The sequence below is a fragment of the Butyrivibrio sp. AC2005 genome (assembly GCF_000424145.1).
Taxonomy (GTDB): domain Bacteria; phylum Bacillota; class Clostridia; order Lachnospirales; family Lachnospiraceae; genus Butyrivibrio.
Genome location: NZ_KE384137.1, coordinates 210,579 through 232,788 on the forward strand (window position 1 = coordinate 210,579; position 22,210 = coordinate 232,788).

Sequence of the window (22,210 nt, forward strand, 5' to 3'; positions counted from 1 at the left end):
AAATATTTACTAATAGTACATTAGGACAGTTCATCAAGAGTTTTTCCGTAAGGCTCAAGGAAATCATTCATAAAATCTTCTACCTCAGGAAGTTCTTTTTTCATTTTATCAAGGGATTTAAGTGTGCTTTTTTCAGCTGTACGAAACTCGCTGTTACCGGAGTTCTTTTCTTCTATGCACTTAATTAATGCTGAGAGCTTATCTGCAGCCTTTACAAGCCTTCTCATATACATCTCATCTTCGCCATCCTGCGCCTTAAAAATGCTCTCGAAGGCAGGTCGGAGATCTCCGGGAAGTTTATGAAGCAGCTGAACATCAGCTATCGCTTCTACCTGCTTATAAGCATTTTTCAGATCCTCATTATAATATTTCACCGGTGTCGGCATGTCTCCGGTAATAATTTCGGATGCGTCATGATAAAGGCCGATCAAGGCAGCCTTTTCAGCATTCAGATTTTTGTTATACCGAACATTTGCAATTACACATAGAGCATGAGCAATCATTGAGACCTCAAGTGAATGCTCACTTAAATTTTCAGGCCTTGAATTTCGCATAAGAGCCCATCTCTCAATATATTTCATACGTGATATTGTAGCAAAAAAGTTGTAAGCCATAATGTGACAAAAAAGGAGCAAACATTTCTGCTTTGTCTGCTCCTTATTCCTTTCTTATATTCTGATTATGAAACAATAAATATTATCTGTTCTCAAAGTCTTCAACAAATTGCGTAATCAGCTTTACAGTTCCATCAATGCCAAGAACACTACTATTGATTGTCAGATCATAGGTGTCGGATCTTCCCCATTTCTTAGAAGAATAATAATTGTAATAACTCTGTCTCTGTTTATCCTTCTTAAGAATCATTTCAAGTGCCTTGTCTTTTGTTGTGACATCAGGATAGCGATCCATTACACGATTAATTTTGTCTTCCTCATTACCATGTATGAAAATATTAATTACATTAGGATAATCAGCAAGAGCATAATCTGCACATCTTCCTACAATTACGCATGGACCTTCATCAGCAATCTTTTTTATTGTATCAAACTGTGCCAGGAAAATTTTGTGGCTGATAGGCATATCAACAAAGCTAGAGGAATTATATCCAAAAGAATACGTATCCATAACAAGATTATACAAAAAAGATGTTGTGGGTCGTTCATCATGATCCTGAATCATTTCCTGAGCAAAACCACTCTCTGACGCAGCTCTTGTAAGGAGCTCCTTATCATAAAACTTGATGCCGAAACATTCAGCAACCTTCATGCCTATCTCACGACCACCCGAACCAAATTGTCTGCCTATTGTTATGATTGTATTCATAATAAAACCTCCATGATAAAAGATTTCATAAATTTAATACAATTATATCAAAAAAATTGACAGTATGAAATACCTCGCCTGAATTTTAGAGAAACTTATCATTTAGTTAAGTATTTCCAAAAGATGACTGAAATACTCCGGTAGCGGAGCATCTGTCTCTATATATTCACCTGTGACGGGATGCACAAAGCCCAGAGTTTTAGCATGAAGACATTGTCCCTCGAGTTTAAATCTGCTCTTCATAGAGGGGGCATATACAGTATCTCCTAAAAGAGGATGTCCTATATGGGCCATATGTACTCTTATCTGATGAGTGCGTCCTGTTTCAAGTCTGCACTCTATATATGACATCTTATCCTTCTCAAAGCGTTTTAGAACACGATAATGTGTAATTGCTTTTTTACCCTGATTCTCAGGAACAACACTCATTTTTTTTCTGTCATTCTGGCTTCTTCCTATATTTGTAGCTATGGTTCCCTCGTCATCCTTTAGAATTCCATGGCAAATAGCATGATAGACACGGTTAATGCTATGCTCCTTTAGCTGTTCTGCAATTCCTCTGTGGGCAATATCATTTTTACATATAATAATTGAACCGGTTGTATCTCTGTCTATTCGATGAACTATTCCGGGCCTCATAACCCCATTGATTCCTGAAAGCTCATCCCCAAGATAATACATCAGAGCATTAACAAGAGTACCGTCATAATGTCCGGCAGCGGGATGCACAACCATTCCCTTTGGTTTATTTACTATAAGTACATCCTTATCCTCGTAAATGATATCCAGAGGAATATTCTCAGGTACTATATCAGGGATAATGGATTTTGGAATTTCCATAAAAATTGTATCACCCTCTGATACAGTTGTACTCGGTTTGACATTTTTTCCGTTAACTAAAACCTTATTATCTTTTATCAGCTTTTGGATATAACTTCTGGACATAGAATCAGAGAGAGAGCTCATAACTTTATCAACTCTCTCTCCATCCATATCATCGTTAACTACATAACTGACATTGTTTTCTTTTTCGATAGGCTCTGTCATTTAAACTCCCTGTACTTCTTCTGCTGTTTAAAGCTAAGGAAATCAAAATCCTTTTCCTTATAGTAAAAAAGGAACAAAATTATAAACAAAAATGTTGATACAGTTACATAAATATCAGCGACATTAAAAATAGGGAAATTAATAATTACAAATGATATAAAATCTACTACATAATCATTTGCAATTCTGTCTATCATATTGCCTGCTGCACCACTTGCTATCATAACAAGAATTATTTGCAGATAAGTATACTTCTTTTCCAAAGGGAGCTGAAAAAGTACATATGCAATTACAAGTAGTATCATAATGGCTATCATTACAAAAAACACCTTCTGGTCCTGTAAAATACCAAAAGCGGCGCCTCTGTTCTTTAAAAAAGTAAGCTCAAGCCATCCGGGAATAAGAACTATAGAATCCTTATCCATAAGATGTAAAACAGCCAGACGTTTGGTAAATTGATCAAGAATAACCAAAAGTATAATAGCTATAAAATCGATAGCAAGAAATAATTTCTTTTTTGCAGTTAATTTATTCATAATGAACTCCGTTTAATATTTATTCAAAGTCATCAGACCATGTGATTTCTTTTATAGCTGCTCTGGCTTCGTCATCAGTAACAGTGCTATCGAGTACAGCTTTTCCGACTTTTTTAAGAAGCACAAATTTTATACTCTTGCCGTCAGCCTTCTTATCTGAATGCATAAGAGAAATTATCTCATCAGCATCAATTTCGGTTACGGATATTGGTAATCCAAATGGAACGAACATGTCTCTTATCTCATAGTATTCTTCCATGGATAGCATCTGCCTCTTCCAGGAAATATAAGCAGCTGCAACAGCTCCAAGAGCAACACATTCACCATGTGATAATGAAAATTCCTTATATTTTTCAATAGCATGTCCTATTGTATGCCCGAAATTAAGAAGAGCTCTGTCACCCTTTTCTGTCGGATCCTTCTCAACGACCTGTCTCTTTATATCGCAGCTTTTCTTTATCATTTGAATAAGAGTTTCCGGATCGCGCTCTTCGATTTCATACATATTTTCAATGAGCCACATATAGAAATCCTGATCTTTGATAAGACCATGCTTCATAACCTCAGCAAAGCCTGAAGCAAACTGCTCTCCGGATAAGGTATTAAGCACTTTAATATTCATATATACAAGAGACGGCATATAAAAGGCACCGACCATGTTTTTATAACCTTCATAGTCAACACCTGTTTTACCGCCAATACTGCTGTCAGTTTGAGCAAGAAGTGTTGTCGGAATCTGTATAAAAGCAATTCCTCTAAGGTAGGTGGCTGCTGTATAGCCTGCCATATCCCCTACAACACCTCCGCCAAGAGCTATGATAAGATCATGGCGATCAAATTTATTCTCTATGAGTATTTTGTATATCTTTTCAATTTCATGAAGATTCTTATTCTCTTCACCAGCAGGAATTGCATGAATAATAACCCTTGTTGAAATTGCCTTAACTATATTTTCAAGCTCATCCGCATATAAAGGTTTTACATTTGTATCTGTAATAATAGCGATTTTTCTATTCTCAAATCCAAGTTCTGAAATATATCCCGTAAGACCATCGAAAGAATCATCAAAAACGATATTATAGCAAGGACTACCATTGTATTTAACATTTAAAATCTCAGACATAGTAAACCTATCAGCATTGCTGATATTCCTTTCAATAAATTGTGCATATACTCAAAAAAGGCAGAAACAAAAGTTTCTGCCTTATAGTTAACTTCTGTAAAATTACATAGACTGCAGCCCTGAGTTACCCATTGTATTCTCAAAAGTGCCACTTAAAATATCCTGAAAATCTCCTGAAATATCAACACTTGCAGGTGTTACTATGAAGATATATCTGGAAATCTTCTGAAGATTTCCATTGATTGCAAAGCATGAACCTGATGTGAAATCAATGATTCTCTGAGCAAGCTCAACATCAATGCCTTCCAGATTAAGTACAACAGTACGGTTGTTAAGAAGGGTCTCTGTTATCTCCCTTGCATCTTCAATAGATGTAGGTTTAACAACACATACCTCCATACCGTTAGCGCTTCTGCCCCTGGGAGCTGCAGCTCTTGGTGCCGGTGCCGGCCTCTTAAGCTTTTCTTCATTTATCTCAATCGAGGGATCATCTTTTCCGATAGAACTTGCCTTATGAATAGGTTCGATGGTGTTATCATAGTAATCATCGTCCTGATCATAATATCCGCTTTCGTCATCCCCGTTCAGCTTCATTGCTGATAAAAACTTATCCATTACACTCATGTGATTAACTCCTAACCCCAACAAAATATACAACGATTATATTATGCTAGTTTTCATCCGACGTGTCAAGGTTCTTCGCATCACCTTCTACAGTTGAAGCATCAAGAACAATATAGTCATACACGTTTAAACCATAATTTGTATTTGATTTAACGATAGAATATTCATCATTCTGATATAAAATACTTATCTGTCTGAAGTCTGCGTATCCCTTATTGATATTATATACTCCGATAAGAGTGTCCTTGTTATTAACAGTATACTTGTCCTGAGAATCAGGTTTTATCAATAAATCTCCGTTTCTCAGAGTATCATCATCCACGTAATAGGAATCCTCATTCTCATTATAAAGCTCTACCTCAATAAATTCAGAAGTCTCATTACCATCTTCATCATATTTATCGCGAAGAACTCCGTAATTGTTATTGCTTCCTTTTGTAACATATTCCTTGGGAACGACAAAAAAGCTTTTTTCAGCAATAGATGAATTTGGTATTTTCAAACCACTTTCATCTTCAGTTATAAGTTCTACATTCAGGAATCTGTCCTTTGCAAATGTAATCATCGAATTTGTAAAGGAAAGTCCTAAAAATGTATCACCGGCATCATTAGTGACATAAGATACCTTGCCCCAGGCTTCATCCTGATTTTTAAGGAATTTTACTTTTATATATTCTCTTTCGGCGAGATCCTTTACTTTATCAAGGTCGTTTTCGTTAATAACGATCATCCAGTCTTCGCTGGTAGAAAGTTTAAATACGGGATCACCAACACCTACAAGAGAATTGCTTATAAGCTGCTTTCTTTCATATTTGGTACTATCGATAAGATCAGTGGTCATGCTGTTAAGATCAACACTTTCATAACCATCAATATAATACTGAACAATTCCTGTATCGGAGGAATAGCAGTAATTTATACTCTGCATTGCACCTGAGTCATTACCTAAGGAATTGATACTTTTCAAAATACTTGCACTTGCAAGCTTTTGCACTGTACCGTCAAGACTTAACTTAAAATCATATACGGAACCAAAGCTTTTTGGATCAAAATCAGCACTATAGCTTACAATCTGAGTACGAAGCTCACTTAAATCCTCATCTGTCAAAGAAGCCTGTTCCGTTCCCTGCGTTTTCAGGTAATCAAGAAGATCTCCGGATTCGTCAACAGTATATACCAGATTGCCTACTGCAACGCGTTGACCTTCGGGTGCAAAGTAATTAACGTAGCCCGCATTCGCAGCTTCAACGACATGTTCATCTCTTATTGCGACAGCTTCGTATATATTATTTGAAGAAAGAGAACCCTCTTTTACCTCATAGCCTACTATATGCTTTTTACTGAAATAAGTAAAAACACAGATAACAACGTATATAAGCATGAATGCGAAAAATACAATTCCGACATTAACATGCAGAAAAACAGGATATCGCGCTATCTTGTTTTTTTGTTTTTTTGCCATATTTTAAAACTAAAGATAAGCCGCGAGATAAAACGCGGCTTATCCATCCTATCCATATTTATAATTAGAGCGCTGTAACTACCTTGGATTTAACAGCTTCAGGAAGCTCAGATTCATCCATTGATACACTAAGTACGAAGTCAACATTAAACTTCTCACCAAGACGCTCAAGTTTTTCAATTGTAGAAGTGATATCTTTTCCCTCAAGACAAGCGATACTGAGGAAACCATCGAAATACATTTGTTGAAGATCGTGATCCTGTGAAATCACGCCACTGACGAAACCAAGAAACTCATCGGAATTTTCAATCATGAATTCCGGAACAACAATAAGTCGAACTTTGTTATTAAGTTCAAACATATGCTTTGTATTTCTATCAAGAAATACAACATTCCCCAAAATGTTTTTTACTTCGGTATTGACCTTGTTCAACAGGCATTTTGTTTTACCCTTACCTTTATTCCCAACAATTAACTGAACCATATCCATACCCTCCAGTTTTTATTTTTTTTTGTTAATATTATTATAGTTTACTGACCCGTTATCTGCAATAACAAATCGGACATTTCAGTATAAAGGGTTTCTGTATCTTCTGCTCTCATTATTACAGCAATATAGTTGTTTCCCGAAGTATCTGAAGCAAGCTGAATAAGGCAATGCCCTGCTGCTGCAGTTGTTCCTGTTTTACCGCCCAGAACCGTTATTCCGGCAGGCATTTGATAATTGCCATTAATAAAACCATTGGTATTTTTTACATTAACATCCTTAAGTTCTCCGGATGAGGTGTAATACTGAGTTGAGTAATTGGACATATGTATTATTTCAGTGAATTTTTCGTATTTAATTGCCTCATTGAACATTAGGTACATGTCATAAACACTGGTATAATGATCATCTGCCGTAAGTCCGTTTGGATTCATAAAATGAGTATGAGTACAACCAAGAGCTCTTGCCTCATTATTCATTTCCTCAACAAAGGCTTCTACACTCCCCGATATATTTTTCGCTATTAAAACAGCCACATCATTTGCCGAATACAACAAAAGAATATGCAGCGCCTGATCCAGAGTCATTGAATCGCCTTCACGAATATTCAGTACCTGTGCTCCGTCTTCTGTTATATAGACTTCAGAGTCAGCTCGTAAAACCTGATCAAGTGAGCCGTTTTTTAAAGCAACTATAGCAGTCATAACTTTTGTTAATGATGCCGGATCAAGCTGAATTTGAGCATTTTTAGAATAAAGAGTTCTCTTATTATTGATATCAAATAATCCCAGACAGGTATTTTCGCTCAATGAAAGTGAATCTCCTATATCTGAATTTGTCACACACAAATCTGAGGCGAAAGTTTTCATAACAACCGCCCCATTTTCACCATAATCAGCAGATGGAATTGTATAAGGAAATGCATATTCCGCCCCAGAACATCCGGTAATTAAATTTGAAGAAACCAGCACTAAACATAATGCTACGAGGCGTTTCTTTAGATTACTTATACATCTCACGCCACTCAAGATCTCCTCTGTCTAATGATTTAATCAGCAATTCAGCTGTAGCAAGATTAGTTGCTATCGGGATATTATGCATGTCGCAAAGACGCATAACATTATTTACATCAGGCTCGTGAACCTTCTGAGTAAGCGGATCGCGAAGAAAAATTACAAGGTCAATTTCATTGGCTTCAATTGCAGCACCTATCTGCTGAGATCCGCCTAAATGACCTGCAAGATATTTATGAATACTGAGATTTGTAACTTCTTCAATAAGTCTGCCGGTAGTTCCTGTAGCATAAAGATCATGCTTCGCAAGAATTCCTCTGTAGGCTATACAAAAGTTCTGCATCAGTTTCTTTTTAGCATCATGAGCTATAAAAGCAATGTTCATAGGTTACCCCTTCCCCAACTTAAAAATATTTTTTGCCCTGAAGCCTTACATTTAGGACAAAGCCCATTCCTGTAAAGCAACTGACTAAAGATGTAAGTCCGGCACTTACAAACGGCAGCGGAATTCCTGTATTAGGGAGTGCTCCGGTAGCAACACCTATATTAAGAAATCCCTGAAAACCTATCCAGGCCCCCATTCCTGTGGCAATCAGCTGCCCGGTTAAATCCTTTGCTCTTCCGGCGATGATAAAACATTCCAGAGCTATTAAAAGCAGAAGCACAATAACAGCACATCCGCCTATAAAACCAAATTCTTCACCTACTACTGTGAAAATAAAGTCTGTCTGTGATTCAGAAACGAAACCACCATTTAAAACAGAACTGATTTCGTTTGTGTTATAGCCTTTTCCAAGGAGCTGTCCCGATCCAATAGCCATCATCGAATTAAGTGTCTGATAGGCATCGGAATTTGCATAATCTTCAGGATGAAGCCATGCAAGAATACGACTCTGCTGATATTCTCTAAGCAGAATACTCTTATCTGCAAGTGCATCAAAAATCACCAGTAAAGCCGTTGGGATTGAAACAGCTAAAACCGTAACTACAAATTTCATGTTAATACCGGCTGAAAACAGAATACAACTAACTATTACGGTAAGCATTATTGTTGTAGAAAGGTCAGGCTGCATCACTACCATTAAAAGTGGTGGTACTAAAAGGCCAAGACACACAAAAATAAAGTAAATTTTTTTGACTTTATCCTTACTTTTCATTATGAACGCTGAAAAAAATAAAATCAATAATATTTTAGAAGCTTCCGAAGGCTGGAAAACAACGCCGACATCAATCCATCTCGTAGCACCTTTTACTGATTTTCCAAGTGGTGTAAATACAAGCGCAAGGAAAAATATGTTTAAAATATAATACAAAACATAAAACTTACAGATCACAATATAATCCATCAGGGAAACAAGTATCATCATAAACATTCCCAATACAAGTCCCATGATCTGTTTACTTTTATATGAAGGATCCGCACTTCCAACGGCCATAACACCGATGCATGAAAGTGTAAGCAACATTATAACAAGCTTAAAATCGTAGTCAAATATACGATAGCTTTTCAGTTTTTCCAAAAATGTCTCAGTCCGCATTTGTATCTCCAACCTGAAGCTGTTGTGCAGTTCCGTTCTGAACATCGTCAGAATCTTTAAGTCCAAAGTAATAAGCTACAACCTCTTTTGTAATCTGAGCGGCATAACTTGAAGAATAGCCGTAGGCAATACGGGTAGCTATAGCAATTTGAGGGCTTTCATAAGGCGCGTAACATACAAACAGAGCGTGGTTTGCTCTTTTCTTTGATTCCTCGGCTGTTCCTGTCTTACCTGCAACATTAACCGCAAGATCATTAAAGTATGGCTTATCCTCTACAACCCCTCTCATACCCTGATGTATGGCATTCCAGTAAGAAGAATCCATGTCTATATGATTTCTAACCGTCGAGCCATATTCTTCAAGCAGATTACCGTCAGAATCACAAGTCTTCTCTAAAAGTGTCAGGTTAAAACATGTTCCACTGTTTGCAACTGTTGTAACATATCGCGCCAGTCCAACTGTTGTAAATGAGTTGGTACCCTGACCGATAGCTGATCTTGTTGAATCCAGATCAGATACAATAGGTTCATATTCAGAAATCTCTATGCCACTCTTCTCACTTAAACCATACATATCAGCGTATTTAGCAAGCTTTTGAAGACCGGTATCCGATTTATAAGAATCTCCTACAAGTCCAAGTCTGTAACCGACTTCATAGAAGAAATTGTTACATGAATTTCTTATACCACCTACAACATCAAGTGATCCATGTGATCTTGGATAAATCCAGCAATGTGCCAGTATACCGGTCTTATCGAATACACCTGTACAGGTAATGGTTGAGGAAGTGTCAATAACACCTTCCATAAGACCTGCTGTTGCAGAAACCATCTTATAGGTTGAACCCGGAGCAGTTCTCTGCATAGTTGCATAGTTTATAAGAGGTGAAGACTGATCACTTCGCAGCTTTGCATAATATTCCGCGTCAACACCGTTGGCCATTTTATTGTTGTCATATCCCGGATATGAAACAAGAGCAAGTACATCACCATTATTTACATCTGTTACAACCATAGAACCTGAACAAGGATCAAGCGCAAGCTGCGCAGGAGTGATATCCAGATTGGATATTCTGTTAAGCATAAAGGTATAAGCGGATTCTGAAGCGGCATTCCAAAGAGAACGCTCCTCTTCGGGAAGCTCAACTATACCCTGTTCAAGAAGAATATTACATACCTGATCGCCGGTTATGACATCATCCGCAAGCAGATATTTATAAAGCTTCTTGTTAAACTCGTCATCATCTTCTATATCATTAAAAATATATTCAATAATAGTGTTAAATATCTCTTCAGAATCAACATACTGACTTTCAAGATCCAAAAGAGTTACATCAATCCAGTTAGAAGCAATACAATATCTGATGTATTCAGAAAGTGAAATCGTTTCATCGGTGGTCCATGCAATATAAGTCTTATCTTCCTTATCAACCTTATCAGTATCAATTACGCCATTACTGTAAAGCTTTTGAGCAATATAGCTCATATAAACCTTATATTCACTTGTTAACATATTATAGGCAGTATTATTAGTAGTAAACTCAGCTCTTAGGCCATCGTTTACCTGTTGTCTTTTAGCCTGGTACTGCTCATAAACTATCTTTTCATTTCTTCCGGCATCTTCTGAAGCCATATGATCAAGATCAATTATATGATTGTCAAAGCATGCAAAATAAACATCATATACCGGAATCTGTATATCAGATTTTTTTACATTCTCACCATAAACAAGAAATTTTACATTTTGAATCTTTGAAATCAGAATACCTGCCAGCGACTGCTCGATTATGTTGTAGCAGGCCTCCTGAAGGTCCTTGTCTATTGTAAGATAAACATCGTTTCCGGCTTTCGAGTCAATGTAGCTGCTGGTTTCAAGAACCTTACCTGTATTATCTACGTATACAGTCTCACTGCCTTTAGTACCCTGAAGCACAGATTCCATTGACTGTTCTATTCCTGATTTACCAACCGTATCATTAGATCTGTAATTGGGATTCTGAGCCTGGAGTTCGGTAAGCTCACTGTCTGATATCTTACCTGTATATCCAAGTATCTGAGAAAAATAAACAGAATCAACATATACTCTTGCGGTATCCTCTTCAATTGAGATACCTTCAAGAACATTTGAGTTTTCCATTACATCGGCAACAGTTTTATCACTAACACTTGTGGCTATTACAGTATTGATGTATTTCTGATAACTGTTTGAAAACATCTTATATCTGACAACCACAACTTTGAGTAATCTGTCCTTTTCATATCCCATACCGGGTACAAAGGATTTCTTGTTACCGGGTTCTGTATAGTCACCAATACCAAATTTTTCACAAAGATCGTCAATTACTTCCTGAGCTGTCTTTGAACGTTCCTCGTATTTCAAATCATTAATTGATGTTTTACCGTATACATCTGCAAGGAATCTCAGGAGAGAATTTCCCTCAATGGCGAATTCAAAATTATTTGAGCTGTTTAATTGAATATTGAATTCTGTATCAACAACATCTCCGTCCTTTTCAATTATATCGATAACTCTGTTTATTGTTTCATTTAACGCAGCATTTTTACCTGAACCGGATTCATAAACGTCCTCGATAGTAACAGAATTGGAGAGCTCATTATAAGCGAGAAGCTTGCCGTTACGGTCGTAAATATTACCTCTTGCGGCAGGAATAGACTTCTCCTTCATAATTTTCAGCTGAAATGAATCAAGATAGGTTTCACCCTTAATTATCTGCAAAAAAAACAGTCGGTAAACAAGACCGGAGGCTGCAAGAATCATTATTGCAGAAATCATTACAAGACGCGAAGTTATGAAATTTATGAAAACTTCTTTTATCTTACTAAACAAATTTCTTAGCACTCCTTTGTTCAACGTCCTCAAGACTTGTATTAATCTTGATCAGAACAGGATAGATAACTATAGCTAACAGGGCAGTATATACTGCTTCAGGGAAAATGACATTTATCATGTAATATCCAATGTCGAATTTATTGCGGAACATAAATAAAAGTACATAGCAAATAAAGCCAAATAAGAAGTCTGAGGATACTATGAGTGCCAGTGGCAGCAGAATATTCTCAGGAAAGAATATTTTATTGAACTTTCCAATTATAAAGCCTATGTACATGTAAATTAAGGCATAGAAGCCAAGATATGAACCAAAGAAAATATCGACAAGAAAACCACAGAACATCCCTATGACCATACCGCTCTTATCTCCTCGCATAAATGCATAGGAAGATGTCACTATGATCATAAGATTGGGAACTATTCCACTAAAGTCCAGTGCCCTGAATACTGTAGTCTGGAGTATGAAGCTTATTAAAATAGATAATACAGTAATAAAGAATCTACGCATAAGTCATTTATTCTCCGGTGCTTTTGAGTTTCATGATAATAAGAACTTCGTTCATATACTCAAATTGAACAACAGGAGTTATTCTGCCGGATTTGGTCAGATTGTTTGAATCCTCCTCAATTGTTGAAATATACCCAATCAAAATACCGGGCAAATATTTATCACTGATATTGGAAGTAACAACCTTATCTCCGACACTTACCTTGTCGGCTTCATCTACAAGCTTTGAAAAAGCAATCTGTCCCTCGTTATATAATTCAAGGTCACCGGTTGCAATAAGATTTTCTGATGCTGAAAGAACAGTACCACTTACTGAAGAATTATCTGCGATAATTGTCTGAACCTTTGCCCAATCCGGTCCTACATCAGTAATTCTGCCTACAAGTCCGCCCCCTGCGATAACATTCATGTCAACCTCAACGCCCTCATCAGAACCTTTGTCTATCACAAAAGAATGATACCAGTTTCCGGCATCCTTAGCGATGATTCTGGCACCAATCTTCTTGTAGTCAGCATATTGAGCATCAAGTTCATATAGTTCACGCAGCTTTGTAAGTTCATACTTATCCTGTTCCAGATTCGTATTATCAATTGTAAGCTGTTCTACCTGTGTACGAAGCTCCTCGTTCTCCTTTTGCAATGCCCTGATACTTGCAAGGTTATCAGCTGTACTCTTCATCCATATACCAACAGTAGTTATACCCTTTTGAAAAGGTATAATAACTGTGCCGGAAAAAGAGTTGACAGAGCTGTTGAATACATTAGTATTGAATGTAATTACGATAAGCCCTACACATAAAATTGTTAAAATAAAGAGGAGATATTTACTTGGAAGTGTAAATTTATCTCCCCCTCTTTTAATGATAGGACTCATTTATACATCCTCTTCAACCGAGTAAGCAAGTGCTTTGTACTGATCATCCTTGATAATCTTTCCAAGACCAAGTGCAACCGAACTGAGCGGATTCTCTGCTAAATTAACGTTGAGACCTACACCGTTGGAAAGTCTCTGTGCAAGGTGACAAACCTGTGAAGCACCACCTGTCAGATATAAACCATGCTTGAAAATATCAGCTGCAAGTTCCGGAGGAGTACGCTCAAGAGTTGCTTTAATATTATCAAGAATCTGATCAAAGCTTTCTATAAGTGACTGGTCAATAAGATCTGTAGGAATAGAACGCTCAACAGGAAGACCTGTAACAATATCTCTTCCGTATACAACAGCATCCTGACCGGACTTCTCAAGTTCCTTAAGTGAAATCTTAATACTTTCAGAAGTCTTCTCACCGATAATAAGCGAAAACTCTTTACGGATTACGTTTCTGATAGCATCATCAAACTTTTTGCCGCCAACCTTAATAAGCTTACTAATAACAATTCCCTTAAGTGAAAGAATAGATATCTCAGTTGTATCATATCCAACGTTAACAACAAGGACCCCCTGAGAATTCATAACATCAACGCCCATTCCAAGTCCATCAGCAACAGGCTTTTTAACCATCATGATTTTCTTTGCCTTTACACCAGACTCTTTAATAAGATCATGGAAAGCTCTTCTCTCAACTTCGGTAACATCTTTAGGTACAGCAATATAAACATCTACAGGTTTGCTGGCGCCCTTCATCTGATCAGTAATAAAAAGCTTAACAAGTGACTTCATATGCTCAATATCAGCAATAACACCATTACTTAACGGGTATGTAATCTTAATATTACTGGGTGCCTTCTCATACATATCATATGCAGTATTACCATAGGCGAGAAGTGATGTCTTATTCTCAACCGCGATAAGGTTCTTTTCTACGGTAACAGTATCTGTTGCCTTGTTGTAGATTTTGATATTGCTTGTTCCAAGATCGATACCAAATGTATTGTTGCCCAAAATAAGCCTCCTAAATTACAAAATATTATTCTCTTTAAAACTGTAATATCTATGATCACCGATTATGATATGGTCGTTCAGCTTTATATCAAGAAGATTACCGGCATCCCTGATTTGTTCAGTAAGTTCGAGATCCGCATATGATGGTGTGGGATCTCCGCTGGGATGATTATGCAAAAGAATTATCTTCACAGCATGATTTTTAACTGCATGTATAAAAATCTCTCTCGGTGACAGGGCTGCAGCTTTAACAGTCCCCACTGATATTTCATATTCACAAATAAGCTGATCCTGAGTATTTAAACATGCAAGTACAGTATGTTCTCTCTGATAATTACACATTTTTTCCATGTAATAATCAGCTACTGTCTCAGGATTATTGAAATCAAGCCGTTTCATGGCTCTACTCCGTGCAATTCTATCGGAAAGCTCAGCTATACACATAAGCTTTACAGCCTTAACTTCACCTATTCCTTTTACGGACAGCATATCATCCAGGGTAAGATGCCTTATACCTGATATACCCTTGCCGTATCGTTCACATAAGTTCAGAATCGAATTGCCGATTTCCATCGGAGTCTTGCTTGAGGTTCCGGTTCTGATAATGATGGCAAGAAGTTCACCATCGGTAAGTGCTCCTGCCCCTAATGTCATAAACCGTTCGTATGGCAGCATGTTTTTATAGCTGTCATTTTCCTTAAGCATTTTATTGATTGATTTTGTATTGTCCATTTTTCCCCTTTTTCATGCTTCTTCGGACAATAAAAATAGGAAAAAATCAGACCTCAAATGATTATACCACAATTTAGCGTATCGTAAACCTAGCTACGCAATCAATTTATGAAGAAATTCATAATTTCACAAGACCTTTATCATACATAACAGATAAAGTCTTCATAATACCGTATTTTACGTGCTGCCAGGTAAGTCCTCCCTGGAAAAATACGGAATAAGGTTCACGCAGTGGTCCATCAGCAGAAAGTTCAATTGAACTTCCGGAAACAAAAGCTCCTGCAGCCATGATTACCTGAGAGTCATATCCTGGCATATCCCAGGGCTCAGGAGTAACATAGGAATCAACCGGAGCAGCTGCCTGTATTCCTTCGCAGAAAGATGTAAGAAGTAATGGATCATTAAAGGTTATAGCCTGAATGATATCATATCTCTCTTCTGTCCCGTCAGGAAGAACAGAAAAGCCAAGCTTCTCATAAATATTAGCGGCAAATATGGCTCCCATCAAAGCGTTAGCTGTTACATTAGGCGCAAGGAAAAGGCCTTGATAAAACTGTGGCAGAATTCCCAGGGAAGCGCCGACCTCTTTTCCGAGTCCCGGAGATGTCAATCGGAATGCAGCATTTTCAATGCATTCCTTCTTACCTGCTATATAACCTCCGATAGGAGCAAGCCCGCCACCAGGATTTTTAATCAGTGACCCAACTACCATATCAGCGCCTACGTCTGTAGGTTCAATTGTCTGGACAAATTCACCGTAACAGTTATCAACCATGCAAATTACATCCGGCTTGATTTCCTTGATGAATTTTATCACTTCTCCTATACGCTCTACAGAAAGTGTAGGCCTTGTCTGATATCCTTTACTCCTCTGTATTGTGACAAGCTTTGTTTTTTCATTAATCCCTTTTCTGATTTCTTCAAAATCAAAGGAACCGTCGGGCAGAAGGTCAACCTGTTTATAAGTGACGCCGTACTCTGCCAAAGATCCCTTGGAAGGTCTTATACCAATTACTTCTTCCAAAGTATCATAAGGTTTACCGACTGGGGACATAAGCTCATCCCCCGGCCTGAGGTTGCTCATAAGTGCAAGCGCAAGCGCATGCGTTCCACAGGTGATCTGAGGTCTTACCAGAGCATCCTCTGTATGAAAAATTGAAGCGTAAACAGCTTCCAGCTTATCTCTTCCGATATCATTATACCCATAACCGGTTGTTCCAAGGAGACAGGCTTCCGATACCTTATTATCCTGCATTGCTTTTAAAACTTTTGCCTGATTATATTCTGAGATCTCTTTGATTTTTTCAAATCTTGGTTTTAAGCCTTCCCAGATTTCATCGCAAAAATCATAAACAGCTTCAGGTATTCCCATGCTTTTATACATGGACTTTAATTCATTATTTGCCATTTATCATTAATCCTTTTTACTAAATCATTTGCAATTTTAACATCATCACGCTTAAACTCTGATTTGTCAACCCAAATTACATCTTTTTCGCGTTTAAACCAGGTTAGCTGCCTTTTTGCAAAATGTCTTGTATTTCTTTTTATAAGCTCTACAGCCCTGTCAAGAGATATTTCACCATCAAGATAAGAAATAATTTCCCTGTATCCAAGAGCCTGCATGGAAGTAGCTGATCTGTCTATATTTTTGTCAAGAAGACCTTTTACTTCATCCACCAGACCTTCCTCCATCATTTTATCAATCCGCTTTTCGATTCTGTCATACAGAATTTTTCTATCATCTGTAAGGACAAAATAAAAAGAGTCATAGGGAGAAGCTTTTTGTCTCTGATCTTTATTGTGTTCTGAAAGCTTTGTTCCCGTTTCTTTGTAAAAACAGAGAGCTCTCATTACTCTTTTTACATTATTTTCATGAACTTCAGCTGCATATTCATAATCCACTTCCTTTAGCATCTCATGAAGCTTATGAATACCGTCCTGCTCTGCCAGAACCTTATTAAGACTTTCCTTATAATCAGAAAGCTCTGTATCATCATAATCATCTGAAAAGTCTATATCATACAATACTGACTGAATATAAAAACCTGTTCCGCCAACAATGATTGGAAGTTTTCCTCTCGAGGTAATATCAGAAATAGCTTCCTTTGCCAGTCGCTTAAATTCAAAGACATTAAAGTCCTCTTCCGGCTCTAAAAAATCTATCAGATGATGTCTTATCCCCTGCATGGCTTCGGGTGTAATCTTATCAGTACCGATATTCATTTCTTTGTAAACCTGCATTGAATCAGCTGATATGATCTCACCATTAAGAGCTTTTGCAAGCTCAATAGAGATTTTTGTTTTTCCGACAGCTGTCGGTCCTGTAAGTATTACAATTTTATCCATAGATTTATAAAATAATCCTTAATCAACTACTCGTTTGAACTTCTTTTCTATTTCATACTTACTCATGGAAATAATTGTAGGTCTTCCATGAGGACAATTATAGGGATTATCAAGAGTAAGCAGTTCATCAATAAGCTTTTCCATCTCAAGCCTGGACATCTTCATATTACCCTTTACAGATGCCTTACATGCCATACCTGCTATTTTGTAATTTATTACATCAGGTGTTCTGTCAAGATTAGTATCCGAAGCAAGTTCATCAAGAATTTCGGTAAACATTTCCTTTTCGTTCTCACATCCGTACAGATCAATCGGAACTTCCCTTATGGCATAGTCGTTTTGACCGAAAGGCTCTATATTAAAGCCAAGCTTTTCAAATGCTGAATGATATTTTTCAAATACATCGATTTCCTGAGATGTAAGCGAAACGATTATAGGCGGTTGCAAAAGCTGAGATGCGGTTTCCTTTTCCTTATATCGCTTTATCAGTCTTTCATAATTTACCTTCTCATGGGCTGCATGCTGATCCACTATGAACATTTTATCCTTAAAGGCTATAATCCAATAAGTATCAAAAAGCTGTCCGAGAATCTCATACTCATCACGATTATTTTTTGAGAGCATTTTATCATCAAAAAGATCCAGCTGAAGACCCTTTTCGACAATGATGGCATCCGATCCTTTTATAATAGGGCCTGCAGCTTTACTGTCTTCTTCGGATTTAGGAGGTGTGTGGTCACCAAATACTCTTGTCCATACAGCGGACTTCATATTATCTTCAATCACCACAGGTTCCGGAGATATTCCCTCAGCAAATACAGGCTCTGACTCCTTAAGCTTGCTATCTGAAGTAAGTCTATTTTTTTCAAAGGGTTCAGGAATCTTATTCTCAGTAGTTTTTTCTCCTTTTTCTATTGGCTCGATAACTAAAGAGTTATATTCTTTATTCTGTATGGAAGCTCTGGAAGCATTTTGCTCATAGCCTTCATTATTTTTTTTGGACAATGCTTTTACTTTATTTTGAAAAGCTTTGTCTTCCTTCTCATTCCTTAAAACCTCAGGAATCATTTCATGATTATGCAGAGCTTCTGCTACATTTTTCCTGATAAATTCGTAAACCGCAGGCTGATTGCTAAAGCGTACCTCCATTTTGGAAGGATGTACATTCACATCAACAAGCTCCGAATTCATTCTTATATGCACAACACAAAAAGGAAATTTATGCTGCATGAGGTATTCCTTATAGCCCTCTTCCAAAGCCTTGGATATGACTTTATCCTTTATATATCTTCCGTTTACAAAGTAATTCTCAAAATTTCTGTTAGATCTGTTAAGAGCAGGCTCTCCGAGATAGCCCTCAATTGTATAGTCACCTTCCGTAACCGATATTGGCACAAGGCATGTAGCAACATCACGACCATATATTCTGTAAATAAGTTCTTTAAGATCACCATTACCCGAAGTAATAAATTTGTCATCTCTATTGTTAATAAAATGGAATGATACCGATGGATTGTCCATAGCCATATGTTCCATGATATCTCCGACATAAGAGCCTTCTGTCTGAGGTGTCTTTAAAAACTTCTTTCTTGCCGGCGTATTATAAAAAAGGTCTCTGACAATAATTGTTGTTCCGGTAGGTGATCCGATTTCTTCACATGACTCTTCTTTACCACCATTGATACAATATCTGATACCTGTCAGTTCATCAGCAGTCTTGGTGATAAGTTCAGTCTGTGAAACTGCAGAGATACTTGATAAAGCCTCTCCTCTAAAACCAAGAGACTTTAATCTGTAAATATCATCAATACTCATAAGCTTACTGGTAGCATGACGTTTGAATGCATTTCTGATTTCAGACTTGTCTATTCCGCTACCGTTGTCAGTCACTCTTATGAGGGTTGTACCACCATTTTGAACCTCAACTGTAATTGAAGTAGCGCCTGAATCTATAGCGTTTTCAACAAGCTCCTTAACTACGCTTGAAGGTCTTTCAACAACTTCCCCCGCTGCAATCTGATCTATGGTATTTTGATCCAGTTCGAAAATTTTTGCCATTTCTTATGCTCAACCTTTCCATCTGTTTTTTAGCTGATTCTGCAGCTTATACAATGTATTTAAGGCATCCATAGGCGTAAGATTTGAAATATCGATCTCCTCCAGATCTTTCAAAACATCCTCATCCTTCACAGTATCAAAAAGAGACATCTGTGAAAGATCAACAGTATCATAATGTTTAACAGTTGATTTCTTACCGGTATTTTGATTGACTGTTATCCCCTGAACTTTTTCTGTAATATCATTGTCGGATAATTCTTCAGCAATAGCTTTTGCCCTGTCTATTACCATATCCGGAATTCCCGCAAGACGCGCAACCTGAATACCATAACTCTTATCTGCGCCGCCTTTTATAATCTTATGAAGGAATACTATATCATCGCCCTTCTCTTTAACTGCAATACAGTAATTGTTAACATTATCAATCTTACCCTCAAGCTCAGTCAGTTCATGATAATGTGTTGCAAAGAGGGTTCGTGCTCCGAGAAGCTTTCTGTTACTTATATGCTCTATAACAGCCCAGGCAATGGAAAGTCCATCATAGGTGGAAGTGCCTCTTCCTATTTCATCAAGAATCAAAAGAGATTTTGAGGTGGCATTTCTTAAAATGTTTGCAACCTCATTCATTTCCACCATAAAGGTACTCTGTCCGCTTCCAAGATCATCAGAAGCACCGACTCTTGTAAATATTCTGTCAACAACGCCGATTGTAGCAGATTCTGCAGGAACAAAGCTTCCTATCTGCGCCATAAGAACAATAAGCGCAGTCTGCCTCATAAAGGTTGACTTACCTGCCATGTTAGGTCCGGTAATAATTGCAACAGCATGTTTTTTATCATCCAGAAAAGTATCATTGGATATAAACATGTCTGTTCTGTCCAGCATCTGCTCTATAACCGGGTGACGACCTCCTGTTATTTTAAGAGTTCCCTTATCGGTTAGAATCGGTTTCGTATAATGGTTTCTCTCTGCTACATATGCAAGCGAACAATATACGTCAAGTAGAGCTACTCCTTTGGCTGTCTCCTGAATTCTTTCAATCTCCATTGAAATAGAATCTCGTATTTTACAAAACATCTCATACTCAAGATTGTTAAGCTTATCCTGTGCATTAAGAATTGTATCTTCAAGCTCCTTAAGTTCAGGCGTAGTATATCTCTCGCAGTTTGTCAGAGTCTGTTTTCTTATGAAATAATCGGGCACCTTATCCTTGAAGGAATTTGTTACTTCAAAGGAATAACCGAATACATTACTGTATTTAATTCTGAGGTTCTTGATCTCAAGTTTTTCGCGTTCTTTTGTCTCTAAATCTGAAAGCCATTGCTTTCCGTTACTGCTTGCTTCTCTGAAATGATCAATGTCAGAATCAAAACCATCCTTAATAATTCCGCCTTCCTTTATAGTAAGCGGAGGCTCTTCTATTATGGCTTTATCAATAAGCTCATAAATATCCTGAAGACTATCTATCTGATTGTAGACACTATCAAGCGAGACAACATCTCTTAAATCTTCTAAAACTATCTTGATGGCAGGAAGCATTTTTAAGGAATTACGAAATGCAAGAAGATCCCTTGGATTAGCTGTGTGATAATTTATTTTTGCCATCAGTCTTTCCATATCATATATGGGACCAAGGTATTCTCTTATTTCATCCCTTGCAATCGCGCTTTTCATAAGTGCTTCAACAGCTGTCTGTCTCTGAAGAATATCGGGAACCTCAATAAGAGGCTGTTCAACAAAGCTTCTTAGCATGCGAGCACCCATAGCTGTTTTTGTCTTATCGAGCACCCATAAAAGTGTTCCGCGCTTTTGTTTATCCCGCATTGTCTCTATAAGCTCAAGGTTTCTTCTGGTTGAAGAATCCAAAAGCATATATTTACTATTAATATATGGATAGATATGAATAATATTGGAAAGCTCGTCTTTTTGAAGCTCCATCAGATATTTCAACGTTGCACCTGCAGCAAGAACTCCTCCTGGAAAATCGGTTATACCAAGACCGGCAAGAGTTCCTACCTTAAAGTGCTTCATGAGTATCTGTTTATTGGAATCCTCATCAAAATATCTGGGATCCAGAGTATTTATTACAATACCGCTTCTGTCTTTTAAGAGCTCAATATCAACACCGCTAAGCATAAATGCATCATTACAGATAAGCTCAGAAGGTTGAAATTTTTGAATCTCATCAAGAATATCCTTTAGCTGATCAACCTCAGTAAGGTAAAAATCACCGGTTGTGACGTCAGCAAAGGAGATTCCGCTTTTGTCATCCGAATAAAAAACACACATGAGATAATTATTTTTTGTCTCATCGAGCGCCTGCATATTCAGATTTGTTCCGGGGGTAACCACACGGGTTACATCCCTTTTCACGATTCCTTTGGCTTCTTTAGGATCCTCGAGCTGTTCACAAATTGCGACCTTATAGCCTCTGTTTACCAGCTTGCTAAGATAGCTCTCGACAGCATGATGGGGAACTCCGCACATAGGTGCACGCTCCTCAAGACCACATGCCTTACCTGTAAGAGTAAGTTCCAGTTCTTTTGACGCAATCTTCGCATCATCAAAGAACATCTCATAGAAGTCCCCAAGTCTGTAGAATAATATACAATCTTTGTACTCCTCCTTAGTCTTCATGTAATTTTGCATCATTGGACTAAGCTTATCTATCTGTATT

The 22,210-nt window shown here is 37.5% G+C and carries 20 protein-coding genes; all 20 read right to left on the reverse strand.

Going from position 1 to position 22,210, the window contains the following annotated elements; genetic code table 11:
* Nucleotides 1-20: 20 nt before the first annotated feature.
* The 20 genes from yfbR to mutS all read right to left on the reverse strand — a co-directional run bounded on the left by yfbR (nucleotide 21) and on the right by mutS (nucleotide 22,185).
* Complete coding sequence (yfbR, locus tag G602_RS0117930) at nucleotides 21-614, reverse strand: 5'-deoxynucleotidase (RefSeq protein ID WP_026660188.1); 594 nt, start codon at nucleotides 612-614, stop codon at nucleotides 21-23.
* Between the two features lie 82 nt (nucleotides 615-696).
* Entirely contained in the window at nucleotides 697-1,323 is a 627-nt protein-coding gene (locus tag G602_RS0117935) for a cytidylate kinase-like family protein (protein WP_026660190.1), read from the reverse strand.
* Between the two features lie 102 nt (nucleotides 1,324-1,425).
* The gene (locus G602_RS0117940; protein WP_026660191.1) at nucleotides 1,426-2,316 is read right to left on the reverse strand and encodes an RluA family pseudouridine synthase; all 891 of its coding nucleotides are present in this window, start codon (nucleotides 2,314-2,316) and stop codon (nucleotides 1,426-1,428) included.
* 50 nt (nucleotides 2,317-2,366) lie between these two features.
* Complete coding sequence (gene lspA / locus G602_RS0117945; RefSeq protein ID WP_026660192.1) at nucleotides 2,367-2,906, reverse strand: signal peptidase II; 540 nt, start codon at nucleotides 2,904-2,906, stop codon at nucleotides 2,367-2,369.
* 19 nt (nucleotides 2,907-2,925) lie between these two features.
* Complete coding sequence (gene aroB, locus G602_RS0117950) at nucleotides 2,926-4,029, reverse strand: 3-dehydroquinate synthase (protein WP_026660193.1); 1,104 nt, start codon at nucleotides 4,027-4,029, stop codon at nucleotides 2,926-2,928.
* Nucleotides 4,030-4,131: 102 nt separating this feature from the next.
* Nucleotides 4,132-4,653 carry a cell division protein SepF gene (locus G602_RS0117955; RefSeq protein ID WP_026660194.1) on the reverse strand — a complete coding sequence of 174 codons (522 nt, stop codon included), beginning with the start codon at nucleotides 4,651-4,653 and terminating at the stop codon, nucleotides 4,132-4,134.
* 46 nt (nucleotides 4,654-4,699) lie between these two features.
* A complete protein-coding gene (locus tag G602_RS0117960; protein ID WP_026660195.1) occupies nucleotides 4,700-6,115 on the reverse strand; it encodes an HlyD family efflux transporter periplasmic adaptor subunit in 1,416 nt (471 codons plus the stop codon).
* 64 nt (nucleotides 6,116-6,179) lie between these two features.
* Nucleotides 6,180-6,599, reverse strand: a complete 420-nt coding sequence (locus tag G602_RS0117965; protein WP_026660196.1) for a hypothetical protein — start codon at nucleotides 6,597-6,599, stop codon at nucleotides 6,180-6,182.
* A 47-nt stretch (nucleotides 6,600-6,646) separates the two neighbouring features.
* The gene (locus tag G602_RS0117970) at nucleotides 6,647-7,471 is read right to left on the reverse strand and encodes a D-alanyl-D-alanine carboxypeptidase family protein (protein ID WP_242835656.1); all 825 of its coding nucleotides are present in this window, start codon (nucleotides 7,469-7,471) and stop codon (nucleotides 6,647-6,649) included.
* A 133-nt stretch (nucleotides 7,472-7,604) separates the two neighbouring features.
* Nucleotides 7,605-8,000 carry a methylglyoxal synthase gene (gene mgsA, locus G602_RS0117975; protein WP_026660199.1) on the reverse strand — a complete coding sequence of 132 codons (396 nt, stop codon included), beginning with the start codon at nucleotides 7,998-8,000 and terminating at the stop codon, nucleotides 7,605-7,607.
* A 19-nt stretch (nucleotides 8,001-8,019) separates the two neighbouring features.
* Nucleotides 8,020-9,153 carry an FtsW/RodA/SpoVE family cell cycle protein gene (locus G602_RS0117980; protein ID WP_026660200.1) on the reverse strand — a complete coding sequence of 378 codons (1,134 nt, stop codon included), beginning with the start codon at nucleotides 9,151-9,153 and terminating at the stop codon, nucleotides 8,020-8,022.
* A complete protein-coding gene (locus tag G602_RS0117985; protein WP_026660201.1) occupies nucleotides 9,143-12,001 on the reverse strand; it encodes a penicillin-binding transpeptidase domain-containing protein in 2,859 nt (952 codons plus the stop codon). Before G602_RS0117985 ends, G602_RS0117980 begins: the two co-directional genes overlap by 11 nt.
* A complete protein-coding gene (gene mreD, locus G602_RS0117990; RefSeq protein WP_026660202.1) occupies nucleotides 11,994-12,512 on the reverse strand; it encodes a rod shape-determining protein MreD in 519 nt (172 codons plus the stop codon). The genes G602_RS0117985 and mreD overlap by 8 nt, the downstream gene beginning before the upstream one ends.
* A gap of 7 nt (nucleotides 12,513-12,519) precedes the next feature.
* Nucleotides 12,520-13,386, reverse strand: coding sequence for a rod shape-determining protein MreC (gene mreC, locus G602_RS0117995; RefSeq protein WP_196808720.1), 867 nt, complete (start codon nucleotides 13,384-13,386; stop codon nucleotides 12,520-12,522).
* On the reverse strand, nucleotides 13,387-14,394 hold the full coding sequence (gene mreB / locus G602_RS0118000; RefSeq protein WP_026660204.1) for a rod shape-determining protein: 1,008 nt from the start codon (nucleotides 14,392-14,394) through the stop codon (nucleotides 13,387-13,389).
* A gap of 15 nt (nucleotides 14,395-14,409) precedes the next feature.
* Nucleotides 14,410-15,126 (reverse strand): RadC family protein, encoded by a 717-nt coding sequence (gene radC / locus G602_RS0118005; RefSeq protein ID WP_026660205.1) that lies wholly within the window; start codon nucleotides 15,124-15,126, stop codon nucleotides 14,410-14,412.
* Nucleotides 15,127-15,244: 118 nt separating this feature from the next.
* Nucleotides 15,245-16,534 carry a methionine gamma-lyase family protein gene (locus G602_RS0118010; protein ID WP_026660206.1) on the reverse strand — a complete coding sequence of 430 codons (1,290 nt, stop codon included), beginning with the start codon at nucleotides 16,532-16,534 and terminating at the stop codon, nucleotides 15,245-15,247.
* Nucleotides 16,516-17,475: a tRNA (adenosine(37)-N6)-dimethylallyltransferase MiaA gene (gene miaA / locus G602_RS0118015; protein ID WP_026660208.1), complete on the reverse strand. Its 960-nt coding sequence runs from the start codon at nucleotides 17,473-17,475 to the stop codon at nucleotides 16,516-16,518. The genes G602_RS0118010 and miaA overlap by 19 nt, the downstream gene beginning before the upstream one ends.
* Nucleotides 17,476-17,493: 18 nt before the next feature.
* Nucleotides 17,494-19,533, reverse strand: coding sequence for a DNA mismatch repair endonuclease MutL (mutL, locus tag G602_RS0118020; protein ID WP_026660209.1), 2,040 nt, complete (start codon nucleotides 19,531-19,533; stop codon nucleotides 17,494-17,496).
* 9 nt (nucleotides 19,534-19,542) lie between these two features.
* Nucleotides 19,543-22,185 (reverse strand): DNA mismatch repair protein MutS, encoded by a 2,643-nt coding sequence (gene mutS, locus G602_RS0118025; protein WP_044932868.1) that lies wholly within the window; start codon nucleotides 22,183-22,185, stop codon nucleotides 19,543-19,545.
* Nucleotides 22,186-22,210 lie beyond the last annotated feature (25 nt).